Genomic DNA, 25009 nt, shown 5'->3' with positions numbered 1-25009 from the left:
GTCCATCTGGAAAGACGGAGTGTTGTGAGTGCGCTTTTCCGCTGTATCGACGGCCGACCGGCTTTTGCCGGAGGGGATTGCAGCGCGTGCGCGCCCGATCCTCGATCGCGTCGATGCGGTGATCTTCACGGGCGACGAACGCGGTCAGGCGGGGCGCACCTCGCTTGTCGCATTCGCCATCCGCATCGTCAGCGCCGTCATCGCACTGGCCAGCCAGGTGCTGATGGCGCGCTGGATGGGGAGCTTCGAATACGGCCTCTTCGTGCTGGTGTGGACGACGATGATCATCGTCGGCAACCTGTCCTGCTTCGGCTTCAACACCTCGATCATCCGCTACATTCCCGAATATCGGGCACTGGGGCGACTCGCCGACCTTCGCGGCGTGATGGCCACCAGCAGGCTCTTCGTCCTGGCGACTTCCAGCCTCATCACCGGCCTCGGGCTTTGCGGCGTGTGGTACTTCTCCGCCGCGTTCGAAAACTACTACATCGTGCCGTTCTATCTCGGCATCGTCTGCCTGCCGATGATCGCGCTGTCGGATACGCTGGAGGGCACGGCACGGGCGAATTCCTGGGCCATGCTGGCGCTGGGGCCGATCTACCTGCTGCGCCCGATCCTGATATTGCTGTTGATGGGGATAGCGCTCGCGTCGGGCTACGAGCCGGACGCCCAGACCGCGCTGGGCGCCGCCATTCTCGCGACCTTCCTGACAACACTGTTTCAGCTCTTCGCAGTCCTTCCCGCCACCGGACGTGAGGTTCGGAAGATTCGTCCGGTCTTCCGCCTGCGCGAATGGCTGGTCGTATCGCTTCCGATCTTCCTCATCGAAGGCTTTGCCTTCATGCTCACCAATGCCGACGTTCTCATCGTCGGCTGGTATCTCGAACCGAACGAGGTCGGCGTCTACTTCGCGACGGTCAAGATTCTCGCCCTCGTGCATTTCGTCTATTTTGCCGTCAAGGCAGGCGTCGCCCAGCGCTACGCCCAATACGCCCATGGAGACAACCGGCACGAACTCGCCGCCTTCGCGCGCGAGACGGTGCTGTGGACCTTCTGGCCATCGGTCGCCATGGGCCTCGCCGTGCTCCTCATCGGCAAGCCGATGCTGATGCTCTTTGGTCCCGAATTCGCCGCCGGCTACCCGCTTCTGTTCGTCCTGGTCCTCGGCGTCGTCGCCCGCGCCTGCGTGGGCCCGGCCGAGAGCCTTCTCACGATGAGCGGCAACCAGAATGCCTGCGCCGTGGTCTACGGGCTGACGCTTGGCTTCAACATCGTGCTCAACGTCCTCCTCATTCCCGCCTACGGCCTGTGGGGTGCTGCCATCGCCATGGCGGCGGCACTGGCATGCGAGGCGGCTCTTCTTGCTTTCACCGTCTGGCGGCAGCTCGGCTTCGTGATGGTCGTGCCGCTTGGCCGCAAACCCGCCGTGGAGATTAACTGATGGCCGCGACCCCGATACTCGAAGAGCAGAGCGGCAGCGCGTCCAGCAGGATGATCGGCGAATTCGCCAACTATGCGTCGGCCGAGATACCGCCGTCGCTTGTCGAGCAGCTCGAGAACCGCCCGCCGCGCAAGCTGGCGATCTATCCCGCATCCGCCGGGTTCGAACTGGTCGACGAACTCAACTATCTGTGCGCGCGCTCCATCGAACCGAACATCTTCTTCAATCCGCGCTTCCTCGCGCCCGCCATGCCACGGCTGGAAGACCGCGACGTGCGTCTGGCGGTCATTCGCGACGGTGACGAATACAGGAACCGTTTGCGCCTGCTGGTCCCGTTTACGGTGGAGAAGCCGTCGACGCCGTTCGGCGTGCCGATCCTTCGCACGTGGTCCAGCCCGTTCGGCCCGCTCGGGACACCACTCGTCGATTGCGACGATCCGGCAGGCGTCATCGACGACTTCTTCGGGATGCTGGCGCGGCCGCACCTCAACCTGCCCAAGGTCTTCGTCATGCCTGAAGTGCGGCTCGACGGCCCCTTTGCCGCGATGATGAACGCGCTGGCGGAAAGCCGTGGCCTGCCGCTCGAAATCACCAACCGGATCGAACGCCCGCACCTGCGCAGCGAACTTGACGGAGACGCGTACCTCAAGGCCGCCCTGAACCGGCACCATTTCGGCGAAATTCGCCGTCTCGGACGCCGCCTGGCTGAACAGGGGCAGCTCGAATATCGGGTGGCGCGGCAGCCCGAAGAGGTGCGTATTGCCGTCGAGGCATTCCTGGCACTGGAAGCCTCCGGCTGGAAGGGACGCCAGCAAACGGCCATGGCCATCGATCGCTACCGTGCCGCCTTTGCGCGCGAGGCGGCCGACCGGCTCGCGCAGGACGATCTCTGCCGCGTCCATGCGCTGCATCTCGACGGCCAGCCGATCGCCAGCCTCGTCGTGTTCGTCGAATCCGGCGTCGCATACACCTGGAAGACGGCCTATGACGAGGCGTTCGCCAAATTCTCGCCCGGCACACTGCTCATGGCGGAGGTGACACGCACCCATCTCGAGGACCCGAACATCGACGTGACCGATTCCTGCGCCGTCCCCGACCATCCGGTGCTCAGCCGGCTGTGGAGCGAACGACGCCCGCTTGGCACGATCGCCATCGGGCTGACACGTGATTCCGAGCGCGCCACGCGCCGTGCCGCCACCCAGCTCCACCGTGACAAGCAGACGCGGAACATGGCCCGCATCCTGCGTAACAGGGTCAAGCGCGCCTTCAAGCGGGATTGACCCTCAGGTCACCTCGGACCGCGCGCGATCCCTGAAGATGCGGCGAATGACCTTGCCGGTCGTCGTCAGCGGCATGGAATCGACGAACTCGACCTCGCGCGGATATTCGTGCGCAGACAGGCGCTCGCGCACCCACAGGCTGATCTCGCCTGCAAGCTCCTCGTCGCGCTCGACCCCCGGTTTCAGCACCACATAGGCCTTGACGATCTCGGTTCGCAACGGGTCCGGTTTCCCCACGACCGCCGCCAGCTCGACGGCCGGATGGCCGGTCAGGCAATCCTCGATCTCGCTCGGGCCGATGCGGTAGCCCGCCGAGGTGATGACGTCATCGTCGCGACCGAAGAAGTGGATATAGCCGTCCTCGTCCTCGATGCCCTGGTCTCCCGTCACCATCCAGTCACCGACGAATTTCTTCGCCGTGGCCTGCGGGTTCTGCCAATATTCGAGGAACATCACCGGATCAGGCCGCAGCACCGCGATCTGCCCGGGCTCGCCCGCCGCCACGCGCCTGCCCTCGCCGTCGATCACCGCCACGGTGTGGCCCGGCACCGGCTTGCCGATCGCGCCGCCGCGCGAGACCCCGATCGCCGCACAGGACGACAAGACGAGATTGCATTCGGTCTGACCGTAGAACTCGTTGATCGTCAGTCCGAACTCGGCCTGCGCCCACTCATAGGTCTCGCGACCCAGCGACTCCCCGCCTGATGCGATCGTCCGGAGCTTCAGGTCGTGTCTTTTGCTAATCCCGGTCGCAGATTTCAGCATCCGCAGCGCCGTGGGCGGAATGAAGGCGTTGCGTACCGCCATCTTGTCCATGAGAACGAGCGCCGCGTCCGGATCAAACCGCTCGAAGCGCCCCGAGACCACAGGAGCGCCGAGATAGAGCCCAGGCAGGAGAATGTTCAGCAGGCCTCCTGCCCATGCCCAATCGGCCGGCGTCCAAAGCCGGTCCCCCGGCTGCGGCAGGAACTCGTGCGGCATCTCCACGCCGGGCAGATGGCCGAGAAGCACTCTGTGGCCATGAAGAGCGCCCTTGGGCGGTCCTGTGGTTCCCGAAGTGAAGATCATCATCGCCGGATCATCCAGGGCGGTATCCGCCACCTCGAAATGGTTTGGATGGTCGGCAACCAGCCTATCGAAGCCGATCGCCCCGCCGCCGTCGCCGTCGATGGAGACGATCGTCTCCAGCATCGGCAGGCGCGCGCGGATCGGCGCGAGCTTTGCATTGCCGGCCTCGGTCGTCACCACGGCCTTCACCCCGGCCGTCTGGAGACGGTATTCGAGAGCCTCGACGCCGAACAGCAGTGCCAGCGGGACCGCGATAGCGCCCAGCTTGTAGATCGCGACATGCGCGATCGCGGTCTCAAAGCACTGCGGCAACAGGAGCGCCACGCGATCGCCACGCCCGATACCTATGGCGGCAAAAGCGTTGGCAAGAGCGTTCGAACGCTGGGAGAGCTCGCGATAGTTCAGCGTCTGGTGCTTGCCGTCGGCTGCATAGTGCAAGAGCGCGGTGCGCTCCGGTTCGTTGGCGGCCCATCGATCGCTCACCGCCCAGCCGATGTTGAACCGTGTCGGCAGGTCCCAGCGGAATTCCCGGTAAAGAGCCTGGTAGCTGTTCGACCGCTGGAGCATGAGTGTGCTTCTCCCTGTACCCCGGCTCAACCAGCCGAAAACGCCAAGTCCTCGACCTAGCAGATGAAGCCCGGCCTGCGCCAGAGTGCCGTTGCAGTGGGCTCCGCCTGCTTGCGAAATCGGCCTTCAACCGATAAGCCCACGCCTCGAAGCGGCCGCAGCCGACATCGCGTCTCACCTCTGGGGACCAAATGCGCTATCTCTACATCTGCCTGTTCCTGGCATTCATTCCGATTCCGCTTGCGATCCTCGAGCTTATCTTCCGGAGCACCGGAAGCGGCCTGTCCATCTACGATACGCGCGGCGCCGGCCAGGTCCTCATGCTCGCCACCGTGCTGCTGACTGTCCTGGCCTATGTCCAGTTGGTCGCGCGCGACAACACGCTTGCGTTCTTTTCCCTGTATCTGCGCCATTGGCGCAAGGCGCTGCATGGGTTCCTGGTCATGTTCGCCATTGCCTGGACAATCGTCATCGCCGCCTATGTCATCGTCGGCCTGTTCGGCCAGGTCGGATGGTCGGCGACCGCGTGGGACGACATGACCGTGCGCACGGTCAGGCGTACCGTGGTGGCGCTTTTCGTGGTGCTGATTCTGGCGACCACCGAGGAGCTGATGTTCCGCGTCTTCCTGATGCGCTATCTGCGCTGGAACACAACACCGGCAGTGACCATCGGCGCGGTCGTGTTTTCCTCGCTCGTCTTTGCCGTGCTGCACAATCTCACAGACCCGCTTTCCTGGCTCACCCCGGAGGGGATACGGCTGTTCATCGGCCTGTTCCTGCTGGCGGTTTTGTTATGCACGACCTATCTGGTCACCGGCTCATTCTGGTGCGCCGTGGCCGTCCATGCCGGGCTGCTCGGCTCCAAGGTGTTCCTGCGACGCACCGAATTGCTGGAAGTGTCGACCGGATCTTGGTGGCTGGACAGCGCCGATCTCAGGACGACGCCCCTGACCTGGCTCGTCTTCGCGGGCATGGCGCTGCTGATCTATCTGCTGCGCCGCAAGCTGCATGCGCGCTTTGCCATCGAGAGACCGGTGGTCAGCACGGCGCGGTTTCCCGCCCCGCGCTGAGACGCGCGACATCAGGACGGCACTACCCAGTAACCGTTGTTGATGTCCGCGTGGCTGAGCCCGACATATTCGGGAAGCTGGGTGAAATCGACCAGTGCCGCCGCCCGATCCCCGCCATCGGCAAGATAGCCGCTCCAGAACTGGACGCCGGCATCTTCGCCGGGCCGTCCCAGGACGTTGAGGTAGAGTTGGTCGACAAAGTCGGCATCCGACAGGTTGGAGCCGTAGAGAGCCGTGAACTCGGCGCTCGCAATGAACCCGGTTGCAGCCTGCAGCAACGTGCCGCCATTGCCGAGGTAGTCGGCCCAGAACATCAGGCCGCCATCGTCAGGCGTCCTGTCGAACGCACCGCCATAGAGACGATAGGCGGCCGGGCCATTGGCGCCGTCGAGATCGTAGACCAGTGCCCCGTCCGAGAACGCGACGCGTTCGATCCCCGTCAACGTATCCGAGCCGGAGGGTTTGACAACGGTGATGGTGCCGTTCGAGGAGAGCCGCACCTCGAAGTCATCGCGAGAACCGGAATAGCGCACGATGTCGAAGCCACCGCCTCCATCGAACACATCGCTGCCGTCGGAGGCACGAAATAGGTCGTCCCCGCTGCGGCCCAGGATGCGGTCGTCGTCGCTCGTACCCGAGAACGTGTCTTTTGCGGAGGTACCGATCTCCGTCCAATTGCCGCCGCCCAGAAGCTCGGCGACGCTTTCGACATAGATCGTGCCTTCATTGCCGAAGACATTGACGACCTGTAGCCCGTCCGGCGTTGTCAGCATCTCTTGAGCCCAGCCTTCGAAATAGGGCGTTTCGGCTGCAAGCTGTTGCTCGCTCAGGACACTGAAGAATCCGCTGTCATCGTTGAACATGACCGCCGGTGCGCTGTCGATATCGCCTCCACCATTGACGATTACGTCGATCGTGCCGTCGTCGGAAACATCGCGAAGCGTGAGAAAGCCGGACACGCTGTCGCTGACATTGTACGTCGGATAGCTGCCCATGCGTGCCGCGGACTCATCGGCGAAGCTGCCATCTGCCTGACCCATGAGGATCTGGATGCTCCAGCCGTAGAACGCTTGCGTCGCAGACAGCACCACGAGGTCCGCCAGCCCGTCGCCGTTCAGGTCGGCCGCCTTGATGTCGTGGACGAGGGTGAACGCGCCGCCACCCTGGTTGTTCTTCGGCAGATCCATCTTCCGGTCGTCGGAGAAGTTGCCCGCGCCGTCATTGTAGAAGACGCTCGAGACACCGTCGCCGCCGTTCGAACCCAGGATCAGGTCGAGATGCCCGTCGTGGTTCACATCGAGAAACGTCGCGCTCAATGCCTGCTTGGCGTGCTGGCTCACACCGGTCTCGAGCGAGTCCGGCACGCGCGCCACATCGACGGTGAAATGCGCGCTACCGTCATTGATGAGGAAATACGGGTTGATTTCCTCGCCGCCATAGACGTTGCCGATATAGAGGTCCATCGACCCGTTGCCGTCGATGTCGCCCGCCGCCGCCGAATGCGTGAAATCCCAGAACTGCGGCAGTCTGTCCGAAGCGTCGACATAGCTGTTGTTGCCGGTATTGAGCAGCAAATGATTGGTATATCCGGGGAACGGGTCGACGTCATATCCGTGGTCGGCGATGAAGATGTCGTTCAGCCCGTCTCCGTTGAAGTCAGCCACCACCGTCGATCTCGGGTGGTAGGAATAGGGTGCGTCGCCACCGGCAATGACAAACCCGCCCTCCTTGTCGTTGATCAGGAAATAGCCTGGCTGCGGCCCTGTCTCGAATCCGCCTCCCGGATAAAGAGCCCCGGCAATGACGAGATCGTCATACCCATCGCCGTTCAGATCGATCGATTGCTGGAAATATGACGTCGGCGTCGAAACGACGAATTCCTGCTGATTGATGGTCTGGTCGAATTTGATCATGCAGCTTTCCCCTCTAACCCCAAGTTCTAGTTGAATCCAGGAAGCCGCAGGGTCAAGCGGAAATACTCGTCGTGAATGGATTCAGCGCAGCCATCCGCGGCAAAACCGCAGTGACAAGGAAACGTCTGCAACGAATTTCCGGATTATGGTGCCCCTGGCCGGGATCGAACCAGCACTCCTTGCGGAACTCGATTTTGAGTCGAGCGCGTCTACCAATTCCGCCACAGGGGCAATTCACGACACGAGCGAAGTACACGGGCCGGGCCGCTCCCGTCAAGCGATCGCATAGTGTTGAAAGCCGCTTTTGGCGGCACCATTGCGCGGGAAGGCGTTTGTCTCTACCAAGGCCTGCCTGAATCGAGGGTTTCCATGCTTCGCCGCCTCTATGACTGGACCATGTCGCTCGCCCGTACGCGCCATGCCGAACGCTCCCTCGCCGCAGTCTCCTTCGTCGAAAGCTCGTTCTTTCCCATTCCGCCGGATGTCCTGCTCATCCCGATGGTGTTGTCCGACCGCTCGAAATGGTTCCGCTACGCGCTGATCTGCACTGTCACCTCCGTGCTCGGCGCGATGCTGGGTTACCTGATCGGCGCGGTGCTCTTCGAAGGCATCGGCCAGCACATCATCGCCCTGTACAATGCGCAAGGCGCGTTCGACCAGATTCAGAACTGGTACGACACCTGGGGCGCATGGGGCATTCTCTTCGGCGCGGTAACGCCGTTTCCCTACAAGATCCTCACGATTTTTTCCGGTTTCGCAGAGTTCAACATCGTCACCCTCATCGTGGTGTCCATCATCGGACGTGGCTTCCGGTTCTTCCTCGTTTCCGGGCTGCTCTACTGGTTCGGCGAGCCGATCCGCATGTTCATCGAGAAGCATCTCGGCCTTCTCTTCACGCTGTTCATGGTGCTGCTGATCGGCGGATTCGTCGCCGTCGCATATGTCTTCTGAGGTTCCGATGTCCCTTGCCGCCGAAACCGGAAAATTGCAGACCCTCGGAGCCGGGCTGCTCGCGCTTGGCATGGCGGTCACCGTCGGCACCGCGCTCGCCTTTCAGCACATCGGCGGCTACATCCCCTGCAAGCTCTGCCTCGAACAGCGCCTGCCGTTTTATGTTGGCGTACCGGTCGCGGTTCTGGCGCTGGTTTCCTCCATGCTTAAACTGCCGCCGATCGTCACGCGCGGGCTGCTGCTGGTCTGCGCCTTGCTGATGACCTGGAGTGTCTATCTCGGCGGCTTCCATTCGGGCGTCGAATGGGGCTGGTGGCCCGGCCCGACGGATTGCGGCGTGGTCGCGGCGCCTTCCGGCAGCGGAAGCCTGCTCGAGCAGCTCGATCTCGTGATCCCGCCATCCTGCGACGAGGCGGCGGGCCGCTTCCTGGGCCTGTCGTTTGCGGGCTGGAACGTCGTCGCAAGCGTGGCGCTCGCCGCCATCGCCTATTTCAGCGCATTCAGGAAGCGCTGACGGCGCCGGTCAAGGCTCCAGCTCGACATCCCAGTAGAGGAAATCCATCCAGCTTTCGTGCAGATAGTTCGGCGGGAACAGCCGGCCGTTGTTGTGCAGATCCTGCACCGTGGGCGGAAACGGCTTCTGGCGGGGCCACATCTTTGCATGGTCGGGCATCAGCCCGCCCTTCCGGAGATTGCAGGGCGAGCAGGCTGCCACGACATTCTCCCAGGTCGTCGCACCGCCGCAGCGGCGCGGGACCACGTGGTCGAAGGTCAGGTCTTCATGCGTACCGCAATACTGGCACTGGAAGCGATCGCGCAGGAACACGTTGAAGCGGGTAAACGCGGGATAGCGCGACGGCTTCACATAGCTCTTCAGGCACACCACGCTCGGCACCTTCATCGAGAACGAAGGCGAGGAGACGGCGTGCTCGTACTCGGCAACGATGTTCACACGGTCAAGGAAGACGGCCTTGATCGCGTCCTGCCAGGACCAGAGCGACAAGGGGTAATAACTCAACGGACGGTAGTCCGCATTCAACACCAGTGCGGGCAGCGCATCCGGCGACACTGCGATCGTCACTGACGGACCTCCTTGGGCTCATGCTTCGACCGGCGCGGATACTGTAATCCCGAGATTGCAGGAATGTGAAGCTGCTATCTTGCGCTGCAACGGTCCCAGTCACACTGTTTTTTGGGCTTTTTTTGCGGCAACGGCCGCTGGCACGGCGTCGCGGCCCCGCATTTCACGATAGTAGGCCCAGAAAAGCCGTGCGGCGACGCCGCGCCACGGGCTCCATGATTCGGCCAGCGCGTAGAGCGCCTTTGGCTGCGGGCGGGGTGTCATTCCCAGTGCATGGCCGACGGCGCTCTGCAGCGCGACGTCGTGGGCGGGAAAGATGTCGGGGTGACCGGCGCAAAACAGCAGGTACACCTCAGCGGTCCACGGCCCGACGCCGTGAATTGCCGTCAGCAGCGCCATTGCCGCCGACGCGTCGAGGGCAACAAGCCCTTCGAGGTCGAGCCCGTCCTGCGCGACCGCCCGGGCGATCGCCAGGACGGTGCGCTGCTTTGGTCTGGAGAGCCCCGCCTGCCGGAAGATGTCGGCATCCGAAGCAAGCATCGTTGAAGCGTCGAGCGGATCGACAAGGCCGATGAGCCTGCCCAGGATCGCATCGGCGCTGGCACGCGACACCTGCTGCGAGACGACGATCGACACGAGGCTGCCAAAGCCCGGCTGGGACAGGCGCAGCGGCACCTCGCCCGCCGCTGCAATCACCGGCGCGAGCCTCGGATCGAGGCGTGCCAGTGCTTCGAGGCCTTCGCGGATATCCTCCAGCGCATTGATCCGCCGCACGTCGGTCCCCCTTGTCCATCGCTGTCGCGCACCGTAGCAATCTGTCGATGAGCTCCACAATCCGATTTCCCTCATGACAGGACCCGTCTTCCGGTTCGCGCCAAGCCCCAACGGCGAGCTGCATCTGGGACACGCCTATTCGGCGCTTCTCAACGCCCGTCTCGCAGGCGAAACGGACGGACGGCTCCTGCTGCGGATCGAGGATATCGACACCACGCGCTGTACGCCTGAGTTCGAGCAAGGCATCTATCGCGACCTCGACTGGCTCGGACTCGAATGGGAACGGCCTGTACGCCGGCAGTCGGACCATTTCGACGACTATGCGGAGGTCCTGGAACGGCTGGTCGACGAGGATCTGGCCTATCCATCGTTTCTGTCGCGCGGCGAGGCGCGTGCCATCATAGCGGAAGCCGAAGCCACGGGCCAGGAATGGCCCCGCGACCCTGACGGCACGCCGGTTTTCCCCAATGTCGAGCGTCACCTCTCGGCCAGCGAGCGCCGCGAGCGCATCGATGCGGGAGAGCCGTTTGCATGGCGGCTCGATACGCAGGCCGCCCTGGCGCGCATCTCTTCGCCCCTCGGATGGCGCGAGGACGGTGCGGGTCCGGACGGCGAGACCGGTGTTGTGCCGGCGCGGCCCGAACTTTGGGGCGACGTGGTGATTGCCCGCAAGGAGATGCCGACGAGCTATCACCTGTCGGTTGTCGTGGACGACGCGCTGCAGGGCGTCACCCATGTCGTGCGTGGGCGCGATCTCTTTTTCGCGACGGCACTGCAGCGCCTGCTGCAGGAACTTCTGGGCCTGCCCGCCCCCATCTATCTGCACCACGATCTGGTGCTCGGCGATGATGGCAGAAAGCTTTCCAAGAGCCGGGGCGACACCGCACTGGTTTCGCTTCGCGCCGCCGGCCTGACACCACGCGACATTGCGCGCATGGTCGGGCTATAGCCGGCTCGCCAGCGCCTTGCCGAAGGTCAGTGCCGCGAGACAGGCGAAACCGCCGCACATACCGGTGACGGTAGCGAACCTCATGTCGGAGAGCCGATAGCCCAGCATGTTGGCGGCGATGATCGCGAGAAAAAAGCCGGCGGTGATGATCACGGCGTTGCCCGTGGCGCCGAACCCGTCCTCGCCCATCGTCGCGTTGAGCCCCAGCGCGACGATGAAGGACAGGATGGCGACGACCGCGACCGCCATCAGCAGCCAGCCGGGTCCGAGGTTCCAAAGCATGACGGGTCCTTTCCGATTTCGGAGAAGGATGCGTCCCCGCAAGACACCCGCATCACGTCCATCGAGCCTATGGACCAATCCTTTCGTTTTGCTTGCCGAAGCGTTCGGCATTAGAGCGAACACCGATCGCTTCACAGGATTGCACCTCTTGGCCGTACGTTTCATCCCGCCGCTTTTCGTCCTTCTATGGGCGACGGGCTTCATTGGCGCCCGCTATGCCATGCCATCGGCAGAGCCGTTCAGTTTCCTCGCTGTGCGCTGCGTGCTCACTTTGCTGGTGCTTCTGTTGCTGGGGCTGGTGTTCCACGCCAGGCGGCTGCCGCGCAGTCAGGCGGCGCACGCGGCCTTTGCCGGCGCCCTGATACATGGCGTCTATCTCAGCGGCGTGTTCTGGGCGATCAAGAACGGCATGCCCGCGGGACTGGCAGCGCTCATCATCGGCCTGCAGCCGCTCATCACCGCGGTCATCGCTGGCTGGATGCTTGGCGAAAAGGTGCTGCCCCGGCACTGGCTGGGGCTCGCGGTCGGTTTCGTAGGCATCCTCATCGTGCTCGCACCGAAGATCGGAGATGCCATCGGGGGTGTCACGCCCGCGACCTTCGCAACCTGCGTACTCGCGGCACTCGCCATCAGTATCGGTACGGTGTGGCAGAAGAAATTCGTGGCCACCGCCGATCTCGTGACGGTGACGCTATGGCAGTATGTCGGCGCAGCTCTTTTGATGGCGCTTGGCTCGCTGCTGTTCGAGACCCGCACCTTCACGCTAACCGGCGAACTCGTCTTCGCCATGGCATGGCTGGTGCTCGTCCTGTCGATCGGCGCCATCTTCCTTCTGATGCGCCTGATCCGCGAAGGCGAGATGTCGAAGGTCTCCTCGCTGTTCTACCTCGTACCGGCGGTGACCACGGTGATTGCCTGGGTGCTTTTCGGTGAAACCCTCACGCCGGTCCAGATCGCCGGCATGGTCGTCACCACCGTCGGGGTGGGAATGGCCACGCGGCGCTGAAGCCCTGCGGTTTCAGAATTCCTCCCAATCGTCCTGCGCCACCGCGGCGTTGCCCGAGTAAGCCCTGGCGACTTGTCGCGTGAGTTGCCGCGCAGGTGAAGCGACCGGCGAGCGCGAGCTGTTTGCGGCGGCAGGAACCCTTGCGACTGCCTCCTGACCCGTCCTGAACTGGGCCAGCAGCGTGAACAGCGCCTCGGCGTCACGCGCGAGATTGTGGCTGGCAGCCGTCGATTCCTCGACCATGGCCGCGTTCTTCTGCGTGCCCTGGTCGATGGAATTGACCGCGCGATTGACCTCGGCGAGGCTCGTCGCCTGCTCACGCGCACCCTCGACGATTGCGGTCACGTTGGTGTTGATCTCCTGAACCTGCTGGACGATCTGATCCAGCACCGTGCCCGTCTCGCCGACCAGCGCGACGCCGCTGCGCACCTGCTCGCCCGACTTGACGATCAGGTCTTTGATGCTCTTGGCGGCACTTGCCGAGCGCTGCGCCAATTCGCGAACCTCCTGCGCGACCACGGCGAAGCCGCGACCCGCCTCGCCGGCCCTGGCCGCCTCGACTCCGGCGTTGAGCGCGAGGAGGTTTGTCTGGAATGCGATCTCGTCGATCATGCCGATAATGTTCGAGATCTCCTGCGATGACGCCTCAATCTGGCCCATGGCGCCCACGGCGTTGCGCACCACCGCGCTCGACCGTTCGGCGTTCTCGCGGGTCTGGCGGACCAGAGCGCCCGCTTCCTCGGCGCGCTTGCTGGAATCCGATACCGTCGCGGTGATCTCGTCGAGCGCCGCCGCCGTTTCCTCGACCGAAGCTGCCTGCTGCTCCGTTCGCTTCGACAGGTCGGCCGCGGCTGATCGGATTTCCTCCGCCCCTGCCGAGATCGTCTGCGCATTCTGCCCGACGGCCTGCATTGCCGTGCGCAACTTCTTGACGGCATCGTTGTAGTCGGTGCGCACCTGCTCCATCGATGGAACGAAAGTCGTGTCGAGCTGCTGGTCGAGGTTTCCATCTGCCAGAGCGCGCAATCCATGCCCCAGAGCAACCACCGCACCCATCCGCTCGCTGACGTCGGTCGCGAACTTCACCACCTTGGATACCTTGCCGCTGAGATCGACGATCGGGTTGTAGGCGGCCTGTATCCAGATTTCCTTGCCGCCCTTGCCGTAGCGCACGAACTCGTTGGCGATGAATTCGCCATTGGCGAGGCGCTGCCAGAACTGCCGGTACTCCTCCGAAGCGGCATAGGCCGGCTCGCAGAACATGCGGTGATGCTTGCCTTCGATCTCGGCGAAGTCGTAGCCCAGCGTCTTGCAGAAATTTTCGTTGGCAGACAGGATTTCCCCCGTCGGCGTGAACTCGATCACCGCCTGCGATTTGGAGATCGCGGCAAGCTTTCCCGCATCTTCGGCCGCCCTTTGCTTCACGGCCGTGATGTCGGTGGCGAATTTCACTACCTTGTAGGGCTTCGAACCGCGGAAGACCGGGTTGTAGGAAGCCTCGATCCAGATTTCCTTCCCGCCCTTGCCGTAGCGCTTGTACTGGCGGCGGTCGAATTCACCGCGCGCCAGGCGCGCCCAGAAATCCCGGTAGGCCGCACTGTCCCGTTCCGCAGGGTCGACGAACATGCGGTGATGCTGGCCGACGATCTCCGACGACTGGTACCCAACCGTCTTGCAGAAATTGTCGTTCGCAAAGAGTATCTTGCCCGAAAGATCGAAATGGATGATCGCCTGGGATCTGTCCATCGCGGCAAGTATGGCCATGCCGTCGGTAGATAGCATTGAAAGGAGTTTCGACATTCTCGGGCCTTCCCGGCGTTAGAGGCAGTCAATGTAACTGCACTGCTGTACGCCAGTGACGGAAACCACCGAATCAGCGAATAGACCACACCGTTATTTGCTCTCCCATCATCCAATAGAGCCCAATAACGATAAAGATACCTTTAATCGAATGCATATCGATGATTGAAATTGGTTGTATCCGATTACGCCACGTCAGTTTGCTACCTTCGAACGAGCATCGAGATACCGCTTTATAGAAGCATTAAGCTCGCCACCGAGTATAAAGATCACCGAAACGATATAGAGGAACACCAGCGCGATCATGATCGATGCAAGTCCTGCATATGTAGATGCGTAGGAAGAGAAGCGGCTGAGATAGGCTGCAAACACGGATGTTCCCAGGACCCAGAAAATGAGGGTGAAGAGCAGGCCGGGCACGATTTCCCAGAACGTTCGCTTGCCGGCGGGCAGCCACAGATGCACGGCGATCAGTGCGACGACAATCACCAGTCCGGCAATCACGATCCGCCAGAGCGACGTGGTGCCGATATAGGGTTCGATCCACGGCAGGTGGCGCTCGGCAATGCTGGCGGCGATCGGCGCAACCACCAGCAGCGTTGAGACGATGAGAAAGCCGATGGTCGCCAGGATGACGAATGCAAGGCTCTGCGCCCGCAGAAAGAAGATCGAGCGCCGATCGACCACACGATAGGCGCGATTCAGCCCCACCCGAAGCGCCTCGATACCATTCGAGGCAAAGAAGGCGGCGGCGAGGATGCCGATGGTCAGGAAATCGCCGCGCTGGATCGTGAGCACGTTCGATACTTCACGCGCAATCGGCGCCGCGATATCGTCCGGCCAGGTGTCGAAGATGAGATGCACGGCCGTGTCCGAGAACGCCTGCGCTCCGAGAAAACTGGCCAGCGAGGTGGCGAAAATGAGGAAAGGGAACAGCGCCAGTAGCGCCGACAACGCCAGATGGCTGGCAAGCGCCCAGCCATCGTCATAGTTAAAGTGTCCTAGGGCATCTCCCAGGACACGCTTCGTGATGGCAATTGTGCGCAGCATCTTACCGGTCGATTGTGTCCCGAACGCGAGTATGGGAAGTGGGTCTTCCCGATGGCATGCTCAAGGGAAGATACGCTCTGCCCCGCCTGTAAGTTGCAAGCGGCCATCGCCGCGTTTCAGAAAGATCACACATGTCCACCGTCTTCAACATCATAGCAATCCTCTTCATGGTCGCGGTCGTGATCGTGCTCGTGCGCGGCCTGATGAACATGCTGCGCGGCGGCTCCGGCAATGCATCCAACAAGCTGATGCAAGCACGCGTCCTTCTTCAGTTCATCGCGCTGGTGTTCATCATGCTCGCGCTCTATGTCTCGCGAGGCTGACATCGAAGGAGGAGAAGCATGGTCGTTCTCAACAAGATTTACACCCGCACCGGTGACGATGGCACGACGGCGCTGGGCTCGGGCGAGCGGCGGGTCAAGTTCGACCTGCGAATATCTTCCTACGGAACGGTGGACGAAGCCAATGCCTGCATTGGCATGGCACGCCTGCACACCGCGCAGAGCCATCCCGAACTCGACGCCATGCTCGGGCGAATCCAGAACGATCTTTTCGACCTTGGTGCCGATCTGGCGACGCCGGAGACCGGCGCCGACCTCGGATATGAGCCGTTGCGCATCGTCGCCGCGCAGGTCGAGCGGCTGGAAGCCGACATCGATGCCGTCAACAAGAACATCAAGCCCCTGCGGTCCTTCGTATTGCCCGGCGGCTCGCCCGCTGCCGCGGCGCTTCATCTTGCCCGCACGGTGGCCCGCCGCGCGGAGCGGTTGATGGTCGAGCTTTCGTTGAAGGACGGCGAAATCGTCAGCGCCGAGGCGATCAAGTTCATGAACCGCGTCTCCGACTTCCTGTTCGTCGCATCACGCGCCGTCAATGACAACGGCGAGCGCGACGTGCTATGGGTTCCGGGGCAGAACAGGTAGGGCAGCGACCGTTGCCGGGCGTCGGGGGAAAAGATGTTCATACCGCTTCACGACGCCAACAGCCTCCGGCACATACGCCTGCAATATGTCACGCTCGGCCTGATCGCTGCCAATGTCATCGTCTTCGCGCTGACGTCGATGGGGACGGAGCAGTTTTCCGAGGCCGCCGTGTGGGGCCTCGGCTATATCCCCGCCACACTGTTTGAAGGCATCGTGCGCCCGCCCGAAATCCTGTTCGTGCCGGACCACGCCACCTACATTACCTACGCGTTCCTCCACGGCGACCTCTGGCACCTGGGCGGCAACATGCTGTTCCTGTGGGTCTTCGGGGACAATGTCGAGGACGCTCTCGGCCATGTGAAATTTCTGCTTTTCTACCTGGCTTGCGCGGCGGCAGGCGCCTGGCTGCACGGCATCATCGATCCCGCATCACAGGCGCCTCTCATCGGTGCATCGGGGGCGGTGGCGGGCATCGTTGCAGCCTATCTGATACTGCATCCGCGCGTGAAGATATGGGTTCTGGCGCTCGGCCGCGTTCCCGTCCGCCTGCCCGCGTGGATTCTGCTGGCGCTTTGGGTGCTGTTTCAATTTGTCATGCTGGCCGCGATGGGCGAAGACGAGGTGTCGTGGGCGGCCCATGTCGGCGGCATCATCGCCGGCGCCATCCTCGTGCTGCTGCTGCGCCGGCGCGGCGTGCCGTTGTTCGATCGCGAAGTCGTCACGCCGAAGGCCGCCGAGGTGCCTACGGCCACACAACAGCCGGCTCCGGCGGAGCAGCCCTCGCCGTGGGGACGTCGGTGACTGTTCAATTTCAAACGGTTTGAGGCGGTTCCGGATATTGACGCTGGCTTGGCGGATGACTACAGCCACATGCAGCCGCGGCGCGCGCCGCTACCTGGCTCGCCGGTTTTCACTGGGTTTGGTTCAGGAAATGTCGGATTCCGACAAGTGAACGGCCTGACGCGCTGCTAGCCAGCCCGAAACTTCGTCAGAAAGGTCTCAAGCGCATGAAAGTACTTGTTCCGGTCAAGCGGGTGGTCGACTACAACGTTAAGATCCGGGTCAAATCCGACGGATCCGGCGTCGAACTGGCCAACGTGAAGATGTCGATGAACCCGTTCGACGAGATCGCCGTCGAAGAGGCGATCCGCTTGAAGGAAGCCGGCAAGGTCGAAGAGATCATCGCCGTTTCCATCGGGCCGGCGCAGGCGCAGGAAACGATCCGCACCGCGCTCGCCATGGGCGCTGACCGCGGCATCCTCGTCAAGGTCGACGAAGCCGTCGAGCCGCTGACCGTCGCCAAGCTGCTGAAGGGCATCGTCGACGAAGAGAAGCCCGAGCTCGTCATCCTCGGCAAGCAGGCGATCGACGACGATGCGAACCAGACCGGCCAGATGCTGGCTGCCCTGCTCGGCTGGGCCCAGGGCACGTTCGCGTCAAAGCTCGAGATCGACGGCGGCAAGGCAAAGGTGACGCGCGAAGTCGATGGCGGCCTGCAGACGGTCGAACTGTCGATGCCGGCGATCATCACCACGGACCTTCGCCTCAACCAGCCGCGCTATGCGTCGCTGCCCAACATCATGAAAGCCAAGAAGAAGCCGCTCGACGAGAAGTCGCCGGCGGATTACGGCGTCGATGTCGCCGCACGCCTCAAGGTCCTCAAGACCGAGGAGCCTGGCGGCCGCAAGGCCGGCGTCAAGGTCAAGGACGTCGCCGAGCTGGTTTCCAGCCTCAAATCCGCTGGCGTGATTTAGGTCGGAAAAGGGAGATTTAACACAATGGCCATTCTTCTCGTTGCCGAACACGACAACGCTACCGTTTCCGACCAGACCGCCAAGGCTCTGAGCGCGGCTCTCCAGATCGGCTCCGACGTCGACATCCTCGTCGCGGGCAAGGGCGCGAAGGCGGCGGCTGACGCCGCGGCCAAGCTCAAGGGCGCGCGCAAGGTGCTGCTGGCCGAGGCCGATGAACTGGAACAGCGCCTCGCCGAGCCGACCGCCGCGCTCGTCGTGTCGCTTGCCGACAAATACGACGCGATCGTCGCGCCGGCCACCACGATGGGCAAGAACGTGCTGCCGCGCGTCGCCGCCCTTCTTGACGTGATGCAGATCTCGGAGATCGTCGAGGTCGTTTCGGCCGACACCTTCAAGCGCCCGATCTACGCCGGCAACGCCATCCAGACCGTTCAGTCGAGCGATGCGAAGAAGGTGATCACGGTTCGCACCGCATCCTTCCAGGCAGCGGGCGAAGGCGGATCGGCTTCGGTCGAGCCGGCATCTGCCGCCGCCAATCCGGGCCTTTCGACCTTCGTCGAGAACCGCCTTTCGGAAAGCGACCGTCCCGAGCTGACCTCCGCCAAGATCATCATTTCGGGCGGTCGCGCGCTCGGGTCGGCCGAGAAGTTCGAGGAAGTCATCCTGCCTGTCGCCGACAAGCTGGGTGCTGCCGTGGGCGCGTCCCGCGCCGCGGTGGATGCCGGCTACGCGCCGAACGACTGGCAGGTCGGCCAGACCGGCAAGGTGGTCGCGCCCGAACTCTACATCGCGGTGGGCATTTCAGGCGCCATCCAGCATCTGGCCGGCATGAAGGACTCCAAGGTCATCGTCGCCATCAACAAGGACGAAGAGGCGCCGATCTTCCAGGTTGCCGACTACGGCCTCGTGGGTGACCTGTTCACGATCCTGCCGGAACTCGAAAAAGCGCTTTAAGACAGGCCCTGTTGGTGTTTGAGGCGTGATGCCGTAATTTGTGGGGTGGGGTAGACATTGGCTATCCCGCCCTTCTAGTTTGCGCTGCAACAAGAACGGGCCGCGCACGGCCCCGGCGACGGGATGAACGTCATGACTCGCAAGATCGGAACCGTAGGCATTGTCGGTGCCGGCCAAATGGGCGGCGGCATCGCGCATGTGACAGCGCTGGCGGGCTATAAGGTCAAGCTCTACGATATCTCATCCGACCGCATCGAGGCGGGTCTCGCCACCATCAACGGCAACATGGCCAGGCAGGTCTCTTCCGGCAAGATGGAAGAGGACACCCGGAAGAAGGCGATCGCGGCGATATCCGCTGCGCCATCGATCCAAGATCTCGCCGGCGCCGACCTGGTCATCGAAGCTGCGACCGAAGACGAAACCGTCAAGCGCAAGATCTTCGCCCAGCTTTGCCCCGTCCTCAATCCCGAGGCGTTGCTCGCCACCAACACCTCCTCGATCTCGATCACAAGACTGGCTGCCCAGACCGACCGCCCCGAGCGCTTCATCGGCATCCATTTCATGAATCCGGTTCCGGTGATGAAGCTGGTCGAGCTCGTGCGCGGCATCGCCACGGAGGACACGACCTTCGAGACCGCGCGGAGCTTTGTCGAAAGCCTCGACAAGACGATCACCGTGGCGGAGGATTTCCCGGCATTCATCGTCAACCGCATCCTGCTGCCGATGATCAACGAGGCGATCTACACGCTGTATGAGGGTGTCGGATCGGTCGAAGCGATCGACACCGCGATGAAGCTGGGCGCAAACCATCCAATGGGCCCGCTGCAACTGGCGGACTTCATCGGCCTCGATACCTGTCTGTCGATCATGCAGGTGCTGCATGACGGACTGTCGGACACCAAATATCGCCCCTGCCCGCTTCTGGTAAAATATGTCGAAGCCGGCTGGCTGGGCCGCAAGACCGGCCGCGGTTTCTACGACTATCGTGGCGAGCACCCCGTTCCGACGCGATAATTACCAGGACGGTGCGCCTTGGTGCTGTGACATTTCTGCCAATGTCTCGCCCAAAGTGTGTTTATCACGTCAAAGTTTATCTCCGGTTGCGAAACTTTCCTCCACACTCCCCGTTCCTGCACCGTTCCAATTGGAGGGAATTTCATGAAACGCATTCTCGTCGCCCTTGCGGCAACACTGACCGCCGGCACCGCGATGGCTGCCGACGTTACCTATATGGAGCCTACGCCGGCTGCCCCCATGCAGGCGATGCCTGCTGATGGTTGGGCCGGTTTGTATCTCGGCGGCCAGATCGGCTACGGCTTCGGCTCCACCGGCCTGTACGTGCTCGATCGCAATCGCGACGGCGAATTCGGCGACTATCTCCCGGCCTTCGATCCGGCGGTCAACCCGGCGGCAGGCGGCTTCACGGGCGACTTCGAGGATGGCTTCATCGGCGGCGTCCATATCGGCTATGACTGGCAGGCAGGCAATCTCGTCTACGGTGTCCTCGCAGACCTGAACTTCGCCGATCTGACCGACCAGCAGACGGGCTTCTCCGCCACGCCGGCCTTCTACACGGTCGAGCGCGAGCTGGACTACCTCGCAACGTTGCGCGGTCGTATCGGCTATGCATTCAGCGATACCATGCTTGCCTACGCAACCGGCGGCCTCGCCTATGGCGACGTCGAGACACGTTTCCTGACGAATACGCCTGCAGCCTTCGTCGTTTCGGGCGGCCAGGACAGCGACTGGGGTTATACCGTGGGTGCCGGTCTTGAGACCAAGGTGACCTCGAACATCTCCTTCGGCCTCGAATACCTCTACACCAACCTCGGCGGCAACGATTTCAACGTCAATCTGAGCGGTGCCGCGGGTACCGGTGCGGGCAACGCGTTCGGCACCGGCGGCGCGAACTCGACCGATTCGCGCGGCTCCGACGATGACTTCGATTTCCACACGATCTCGGCAAAGATCTCTTACCGTTTCTGACGGTTGCAGACCTGAAGCGACATCAAGGCCGGGCTCGCCCCGGCCTTTTTCTTTGGGTCGAATTGGGTTCGTTGGTTGTTCAGTTGGCGTCGATCAGATCGCCGAGTTCGGGCGCCAGGCTGGGCGCGGCAGCAATTTCGACACGGTCGCGGCCATGATGCTTGGCTGCGTAGAGACGTTGGTCGGCGGCGCAGAAGAGTTCGCGGAACGACGTTTGTCCGCTGTAGACGACGCACCCGACGCTGACGGACAGCCGATGCTCCAGGTCCCCAACCGGAAGCCCTGCCCGCGACACCGCCACCCGCACGCGTTCGCCGACCATCCGTGCTGTCGCCCAATCCGCGCCGGGTAGGTGAATGCCGAATTCTTCGCCTCCCAGGCGCCCCACAACGTCGCTGCTTCTCAATACGGACCGAATTGCGTCGCCGATGGCCTTCAGTGCCTGGTCGCCCTGGTGATGGCCGAACCGATCGTTGATGGATTTGAAATGATCCGCATCCGCAACCAGCAATGCTCCACCCTTGGAGCCCTTGCCGAGCATGTCTTCGGCGAGACGGCGCTCGACCAGTGTCGTGAACGCGCGACGGTTGAGGCAGCCGGTCAGGCTGTCATGCGATGCGAGATCGTTGAGTCGATGGTTGACGATCGCCAGCTCACGCAGCTTGAGCGTCAGGTAGAAAAACAACGGCGTGGCCAGGAGGATCGGCAGCACCGTGGCGCTGATCAATCCTTGTCGCATGGCCTCTGGCGCCATGTCCCGGAACGCGATCCAGTTGTAGGTCAGGGAGACGCAAAGGCATCCCAAGGTCCCGAACAGCGTCCAGGCCGCCATCTTGAGGCGACCGCGCTTTGACATGGGACGACGATGATCCGGCATGCGCGGGCGATCTCCCCATCCGCTCGCAATTTCCATCGACCATCTTGTACTCAAGTCATGAACATCGGGTTAGCCGGCTCGATAGCGTTGCGACAGCGTGGCTTTACTTCACGCGTTAGTCAAAAATCTCTTTTGTTATGGGCGTTTGGGCTCCGCTGGCTTTACAAAGCGACGGCGGTTCAACAGTATCGCTGCCAATCCGGGGCCAGAGAGGTCACGGGCGGAAAAAGACAATCTCAGGGACAGTGTCAAAGAGGAGGTTTCTCTTATGTCGTCAACACTCGGTAAGATTCTCGCCGCGTCCGTCGCGGGCGCAGCGTTCATGGCGGCGTCGGCCGCCAGCGCGCAGGAAGTCAAGATCGGCATCATCCTGGGCTATACCGGCCCGATCGAATCGCTGACACCCGGCATGGCCGACAGCGCTGAACTCGCGCTGACGGAAGTCAATGAAAGCGGGCTCTTCCTCGACGGGGAGACGCTGGCTGGCGTGCGCGCAGACTCCACCTGCATCGATTCAGCGGCCGCCAATGCCGCCGCCGAACGTTTGGTCACATCCGAGAACATCGTCGCCATCATGGGCGCGGACTGTTCCGGCGTGACGATCTCGATCGCCAACTCGGTGGCCGTTCCCAACGGTGTCGTGATGGTTTCGCCATCCGCCACCACCCCGGCGCTGACCGACATCGAGGACAACGACTACTTCTTCCGCACCGCGCCGTCAGACGCGCGCCAGGGCGAAGTGCTTGCCGCCATCCTCGAATCGAACGACATCTCCAACGTCGCGGTCACCTACACCAACAACGACTATGGCAAGGGCCTCTCCGACGCCTTCATCGCGGCGTTCGAGGAACAGGGCGGCACTGTCACGATCAGTTCTCCGCATGACGACGGCAAGGGCGACTATTCGGCGGAAGTCGGCGCACTGGCATCGGCCGGCGGCGACTTGCTCGTTGTTCTCGGCTACGCTGATCAGGGCGGCGTGGGCATCATCCGCGGCGCGGTCGACACCGGAGCGTTCGATCGTTTCGCCCTCGGCGACGGCATGTTCGCCCAGAGCCTGATCGAAGCGATCGGCGATGGCCTCGAAGGCACGATCGGCTCAGTGCCGTGGTCCGAAGGCGAAGGCGCCGATGCGTTCGTTGCGGCGGCTGAAGCTGCTGGCGTCGATCCCGATGGTTCCTTCCGCCGTGAGAGCTATGACGCGGCAGCGCTCATAGCGCTTGCGATGCAGAAGTCCGGTTCCACCGACCGCACCGGCATTCGCGACGCGATGCTCGACGTCGCCAACGCTCCGGGAGAAAAGATTCTTCCGGGCGAACTGGCCAAGGGCCTTCAGATCCTCAAGGACGGCGGCGATGTCGACTATGTCGGCGCGACCAATGTCGAGCTGATCGGCCCCGGTGAAGCAGCCGGCACCTATCGCGAGTACATCGTCGAGAACGGCGAATACAAGACGGTGCAGTTCCGCTAGGAACGGCCGCAAATCGGACGGTCCGGCGCTGATGCGGCGGGCCGTCAGGACATTTAAGGCGACCGGCGCGACGTTGTGGGAGACGCCGCCGGAAGCGGGTGAAGGATCCGGCACGAGGTCACGCCACGCGATGCAGTGAGCGCACAAATGGTCATTTCCCTTGCGGAATACGGCGCATTGCCGCGGAAATAATGCGCAAAAGACGCAGAAACTCCCTCTGTTTCCTTGCAATTTCATTGCATTCAGGGGCAGAACGCCGGCGCTTCACGACGAACGACAACAACGGGCTGAAAACGGCTCAAGGGGAACCGAATGATCCGGGTAGACGATCTGCATATGCATTTCGGCGGCCTCAAGGCGGTTGATGGCGCGAGCATTGAGATCGCCAAGGGGTCGATCACCGGCTTGATCGGTCCGAACGGCGCGGGAAAGACCACCTTGTTCAACGTGGTGGCAGGCCACTACAAGCCGACTTCGGGCGAGGTGTGGCTTGGCGACGAGGACATCACCGGCCTTTCGCCGCACGAGCTGTTTCACAAGGGCCTGCTGCGAACCTTCCAGATCGCGCATGAATTCTCGACGCTGACAGTCAGGGAAAACCTGATGATGGTTCCCGACAGCCAACCGGGCGAAAGCCTGGTCGACGTCTGGATTCGCCCCACGAAAGTGCGCGAACGCGAGGAAGAGGTGCGCGCCAAGGCCGACGAAGTGATCGAATTCCTTGAGATTTCTCATGTGGCTGACGAACTCGCGGGCAATCTTTCCGGCGGGCAGAAGAAGCTTCTCGAGCTTGGCCGCACCATGATGGTCGACGCCAGGATCGTCTTCCTCGACGAGGTCGGTGCTGGCGTCAACCGCACGCTGCTCAACACGCTGGGTGACGCCATCCTGCGCCTCAACCGCGAGCGCGGCTATACGTTCTGCATGATCGAGCACGACATGGATTTCATCGGCCGCCTGTGCGACCCGGTCATCGTCATGGCCGAAGGCAAGGTGCTGACCAAGGGCACCGCCGACCAAGTCAAGGCCAACGAACACGTCATCGAGGCTTATCTCGGCCGCGGGCTGAAGAACCGCCCTGCGCGCGCCAGAAAGGGAGCCGACGCATGAGCTTCCTGACCGGCCAGTCGATGACCGGCGGCTATGGTGGCGCCGATATTCTTCACGACTGCACGATAGCCGTCGAGAAGGGCGAGATCGCGGTCATCGTCGGGCCCAATGGCGCCGGCAAGTCGACGGCGATGAAGGCCATCTTCGGCATGCTTGCCCTGCGCGAGGGGCAGATCATGCTCGGTGAACGCGACATCACTGCCCTATCCCCGCAGGACCGGGTCAGGGCTGGCATGGGCTTCGTTCCGCAGTCATCGAACGTCTTCGTCACGATGAGCGTCCAGGAGAACCTGGAGATGGGCGCCTATATCCGCGACGACGACTTCTCTGACACGATGGCGCAGGTGTTCGACCTGTTCCCCATCCTCAAGGAAAAGCGCCGCCAGGCGGCCGGCGAACTCTCGGGCGGGCAGCGCCAGCAGGTGGCCGTCGGCAGGGCGCTGATGACCAGGCCGTCGGTGCTGATGCTCGACGAGCCCACGGCCGGCGTCTCGCCTATCGTGATGGACGAACTGTTCGACCGCATTCTCGAGGTGGCTTCCACCGGCATCGCGATCCTGATGGTCGAGCAGAATGCGCGCCAGGCGCTGGCGATAGCCGATCGCGGCTATGTGCTGGTCCAGGGTCGCAACGCGTTCACCGACACCGGAGAGGCGTTGCTCGCCAATCCGGAAGTCCGCGCCTCCTTCCTGGGAGGATGAA

25 protein-coding genes and 1 tRNA gene are annotated in these 25009 nt (G+C 62.7%); 17 read left to right on the top strand and 9 right to left on the bottom strand.

Translation table 11 applies throughout. The features are described 5' to 3' along the window. The first annotated feature begins 28 nt into the window (after positions 1-28). Positions 29-1441 (top strand): lipopolysaccharide biosynthesis protein, encoded by a 1413-nt coding sequence (locus AAFN84_RS23800; protein ID WP_347517209.1) that lies wholly within the window; start codon positions 29-31, stop codon positions 1439-1441. After that, the gene (locus AAFN84_RS23795; RefSeq protein ID WP_347517208.1) at positions 1441-2721 is read left to right on the top strand and encodes a GNAT family N-acetyltransferase; all 1281 of its coding nucleotides are present in this window, start codon (positions 1441-1443) and stop codon (positions 2719-2721) included. The genes AAFN84_RS23800 and AAFN84_RS23795 overlap by 1 nt, the downstream gene beginning before the upstream one ends. Before the next feature lie 3 nt (positions 2722-2724). On the opposite strand, the gene AAFN84_RS23790 is transcribed toward AAFN84_RS23795, so the two are convergent. Beyond that, entirely contained in the window at positions 2725-4356 is a 1632-nt protein-coding gene (locus tag AAFN84_RS23790) for an AMP-binding protein (protein WP_347517206.1), read from the bottom strand. Positions 4357-4547: 191 nt separating this feature from the next. Between AAFN84_RS23790 and AAFN84_RS23785 the strand changes: the two genes are divergently transcribed. After that, on the top strand, positions 4548-5426 hold the full coding sequence (locus AAFN84_RS23785) for a CPBP family intramembrane glutamic endopeptidase (protein ID WP_347517204.1): 879 nt from the start codon (positions 4548-4550) through the stop codon (positions 5424-5426). 11 nt (positions 5427-5437) lie between these two features. On the opposite strand, the gene AAFN84_RS23780 is transcribed toward AAFN84_RS23785, so the two are convergent. Then, positions 5438-7339: an FG-GAP-like repeat-containing protein gene (locus AAFN84_RS23780; RefSeq protein WP_347517203.1), complete on the bottom strand. Its 1902-nt coding sequence runs from the start codon at positions 7337-7339 to the stop codon at positions 5438-5440. Between the two features lie 146 nt (positions 7340-7485). Continuing rightward, a tRNA-Leu gene (locus AAFN84_RS23775) sits at positions 7486-7570 on the bottom strand. Positions 7571-7708: 138 nt separating this feature from the next. Here AAFN84_RS23775 and AAFN84_RS23770 point away from each other — a divergent pair. Together AAFN84_RS23770 and AAFN84_RS23765 are read left to right on the top strand one after the other, a co-directional pair. Then, positions 7709-8290 (top strand): YqaA family protein, encoded by a 582-nt coding sequence (locus AAFN84_RS23770; RefSeq protein ID WP_347517202.1) that lies wholly within the window; start codon positions 7709-7711, stop codon positions 8288-8290. Positions 8291-8297: 7 nt separating this feature from the next. Next, a complete protein-coding gene (locus tag AAFN84_RS23765) occupies positions 8298-8804 on the top strand; it encodes a disulfide bond formation protein B (protein ID WP_347517201.1) in 507 nt (168 codons plus the stop codon). A 9-nt stretch (positions 8805-8813) separates the two neighbouring features. On the opposite strand, the gene AAFN84_RS23760 is transcribed toward AAFN84_RS23765, so the two are convergent. Together AAFN84_RS23760 and AAFN84_RS23755 are read right to left on the bottom strand one after the other, a co-directional pair. Further along, on the bottom strand, positions 8814-9371 hold the full coding sequence (locus tag AAFN84_RS23760) for an HNH endonuclease (RefSeq protein ID WP_347517200.1): 558 nt from the start codon (positions 9369-9371) through the stop codon (positions 8814-8816). A 99-nt stretch (positions 9372-9470) separates the two neighbouring features. Continuing rightward, on the bottom strand, positions 9471-10145 hold the full coding sequence (locus AAFN84_RS23755; protein WP_347517199.1) for a DNA-3-methyladenine glycosylase: 675 nt from the start codon (positions 10143-10145) through the stop codon (positions 9471-9473). A gap of 73 nt (positions 10146-10218) precedes the next feature. Between AAFN84_RS23755 and gluQRS the strand changes: the two genes are divergently transcribed. Continuing rightward, positions 10219-11094: a tRNA glutamyl-Q(34) synthetase GluQRS gene (gluQRS, locus tag AAFN84_RS23750; RefSeq protein ID WP_347517197.1), complete on the top strand. Its 876-nt coding sequence runs from the start codon at positions 10219-10221 to the stop codon at positions 11092-11094. Here the strand turns inward: gluQRS and AAFN84_RS23745 are convergent. Continuing rightward, entirely contained in the window at positions 11089-11376 is a 288-nt protein-coding gene (locus AAFN84_RS23745; RefSeq protein WP_347517196.1) for a hypothetical protein, read from the bottom strand. The two genes, gluQRS and AAFN84_RS23745, sit on opposite strands and share 6 nt — an antisense overlap. Before the next feature lie 139 nt (positions 11377-11515). Between AAFN84_RS23745 and AAFN84_RS23740 the strand changes: the two genes are divergently transcribed. After that, positions 11516-12382, top strand: a complete 867-nt coding sequence (locus AAFN84_RS23740; RefSeq protein ID WP_347517244.1) for a DMT family transporter — start codon at positions 11516-11518, stop codon at positions 12380-12382. A gap of 12 nt (positions 12383-12394) precedes the next feature. On the opposite strand, the gene AAFN84_RS23735 is transcribed toward AAFN84_RS23740, so the two are convergent. Both AAFN84_RS23735 and AAFN84_RS23730 read right to left on the bottom strand, forming a co-directional pair. After that, positions 12395-14182 carry a PAS domain-containing methyl-accepting chemotaxis protein gene (locus AAFN84_RS23735; protein WP_347517194.1) on the bottom strand — a complete coding sequence of 596 codons (1788 nt, stop codon included), beginning with the start codon at positions 14180-14182 and terminating at the stop codon, positions 12395-12397. A 195-nt stretch (positions 14183-14377) separates the two neighbouring features. Beyond that, entirely contained in the window at positions 14378-15232 is an 855-nt protein-coding gene (locus AAFN84_RS23730) for a YihY/virulence factor BrkB family protein (protein WP_347517193.1), read from the bottom strand. A 131-nt stretch (positions 15233-15363) separates the two neighbouring features. Here AAFN84_RS23730 and AAFN84_RS23725 point away from each other — a divergent pair, with 131 nt between their 5' ends. The 7 genes from AAFN84_RS23725 (at position 15364) to AAFN84_RS23695 (ending at position 20849) form a co-directional block, all read left to right on the top strand. Beyond that, positions 15364-15555 carry a twin transmembrane helix small protein gene (locus tag AAFN84_RS23725; RefSeq protein ID WP_347517192.1) on the top strand — a complete coding sequence of 64 codons (192 nt, stop codon included), beginning with the start codon at positions 15364-15366 and terminating at the stop codon, positions 15553-15555. An 18-nt stretch (positions 15556-15573) separates the two neighbouring features. Further along, positions 15574-16155 carry a cob(I)yrinic acid a,c-diamide adenosyltransferase gene (locus AAFN84_RS23720; RefSeq protein WP_347517191.1) on the top strand — a complete coding sequence of 194 codons (582 nt, stop codon included), beginning with the start codon at positions 15574-15576 and terminating at the stop codon, positions 16153-16155. Between the two features lie 33 nt (positions 16156-16188). After that, the gene (locus AAFN84_RS23715; RefSeq protein ID WP_347517190.1) at positions 16189-16956 is read left to right on the top strand and encodes a rhomboid family intramembrane serine protease; all 768 of its coding nucleotides are present in this window, start codon (positions 16189-16191) and stop codon (positions 16954-16956) included. 206 nt (positions 16957-17162) lie between these two features. Then, positions 17163-17909: an electron transfer flavoprotein subunit beta/FixA family protein gene (locus AAFN84_RS23710; RefSeq protein WP_347517189.1), complete on the top strand. Its 747-nt coding sequence runs from the start codon at positions 17163-17165 to the stop codon at positions 17907-17909. Between the two features lie 24 nt (positions 17910-17933). Then, complete coding sequence (locus AAFN84_RS23705) at positions 17934-18863, top strand: electron transfer flavoprotein subunit alpha/FixB family protein (RefSeq protein ID WP_347517188.1); 930 nt, start codon at positions 17934-17936, stop codon at positions 18861-18863. A gap of 132 nt (positions 18864-18995) precedes the next feature. Beyond that, on the top strand, positions 18996-19877 hold the full coding sequence (locus tag AAFN84_RS23700) for a 3-hydroxybutyryl-CoA dehydrogenase (RefSeq protein ID WP_347517187.1): 882 nt from the start codon (positions 18996-18998) through the stop codon (positions 19875-19877). A 144-nt stretch (positions 19878-20021) separates the two neighbouring features. Further along, positions 20022-20849, top strand: coding sequence for an outer membrane beta-barrel protein (locus AAFN84_RS23695; protein ID WP_347517186.1), 828 nt, complete (start codon positions 20022-20024; stop codon positions 20847-20849). 79 nt (positions 20850-20928) lie between these two features. Here AAFN84_RS23695 and AAFN84_RS23690 read toward each other — a convergent pair whose 3' ends face one another. Continuing rightward, a complete protein-coding gene (locus AAFN84_RS23690) occupies positions 20929-21705 on the bottom strand; it encodes a GGDEF domain-containing protein (protein WP_347517185.1) in 777 nt (258 codons plus the stop codon). Positions 21706-21994: 289 nt separating this feature from the next. Here AAFN84_RS23690 and AAFN84_RS23685 point away from each other — a divergent pair, with 289 nt between their 5' ends. The 3 genes from AAFN84_RS23685 to AAFN84_RS23675 all read left to right on the top strand — a co-directional run bounded on the left by AAFN84_RS23685 (position 21995) and on the right by AAFN84_RS23675 (position 25008). Then, on the top strand, positions 21995-23197 hold the full coding sequence (locus AAFN84_RS23685; protein ID WP_347517184.1) for an ABC transporter substrate-binding protein: 1203 nt from the start codon (positions 21995-21997) through the stop codon (positions 23195-23197). Positions 23198-23509: 312 nt separating this feature from the next. After that, a complete protein-coding gene (locus AAFN84_RS23680) occupies positions 23510-24307 on the top strand; it encodes an ABC transporter ATP-binding protein (protein WP_347517183.1) in 798 nt (265 codons plus the stop codon). Then, entirely contained in the window at positions 24304-25008 is a 705-nt protein-coding gene (locus AAFN84_RS23675; protein ID WP_347517182.1) for an ABC transporter ATP-binding protein, read from the top strand. Before AAFN84_RS23680 ends, AAFN84_RS23675 begins: the two co-directional genes overlap by 4 nt. Position 25009: the final 1 nt, after the last annotated feature.

This window comes from Mesorhizobium sp. CAU 1741 (assembly GCF_039839275.1).
GTDB lineage: Bacteria > Pseudomonadota > Alphaproteobacteria > Rhizobiales > Rhizobiaceae > Aerobium.
This window is presented reverse-complemented; position numbering and strand designations above follow the sequence as displayed.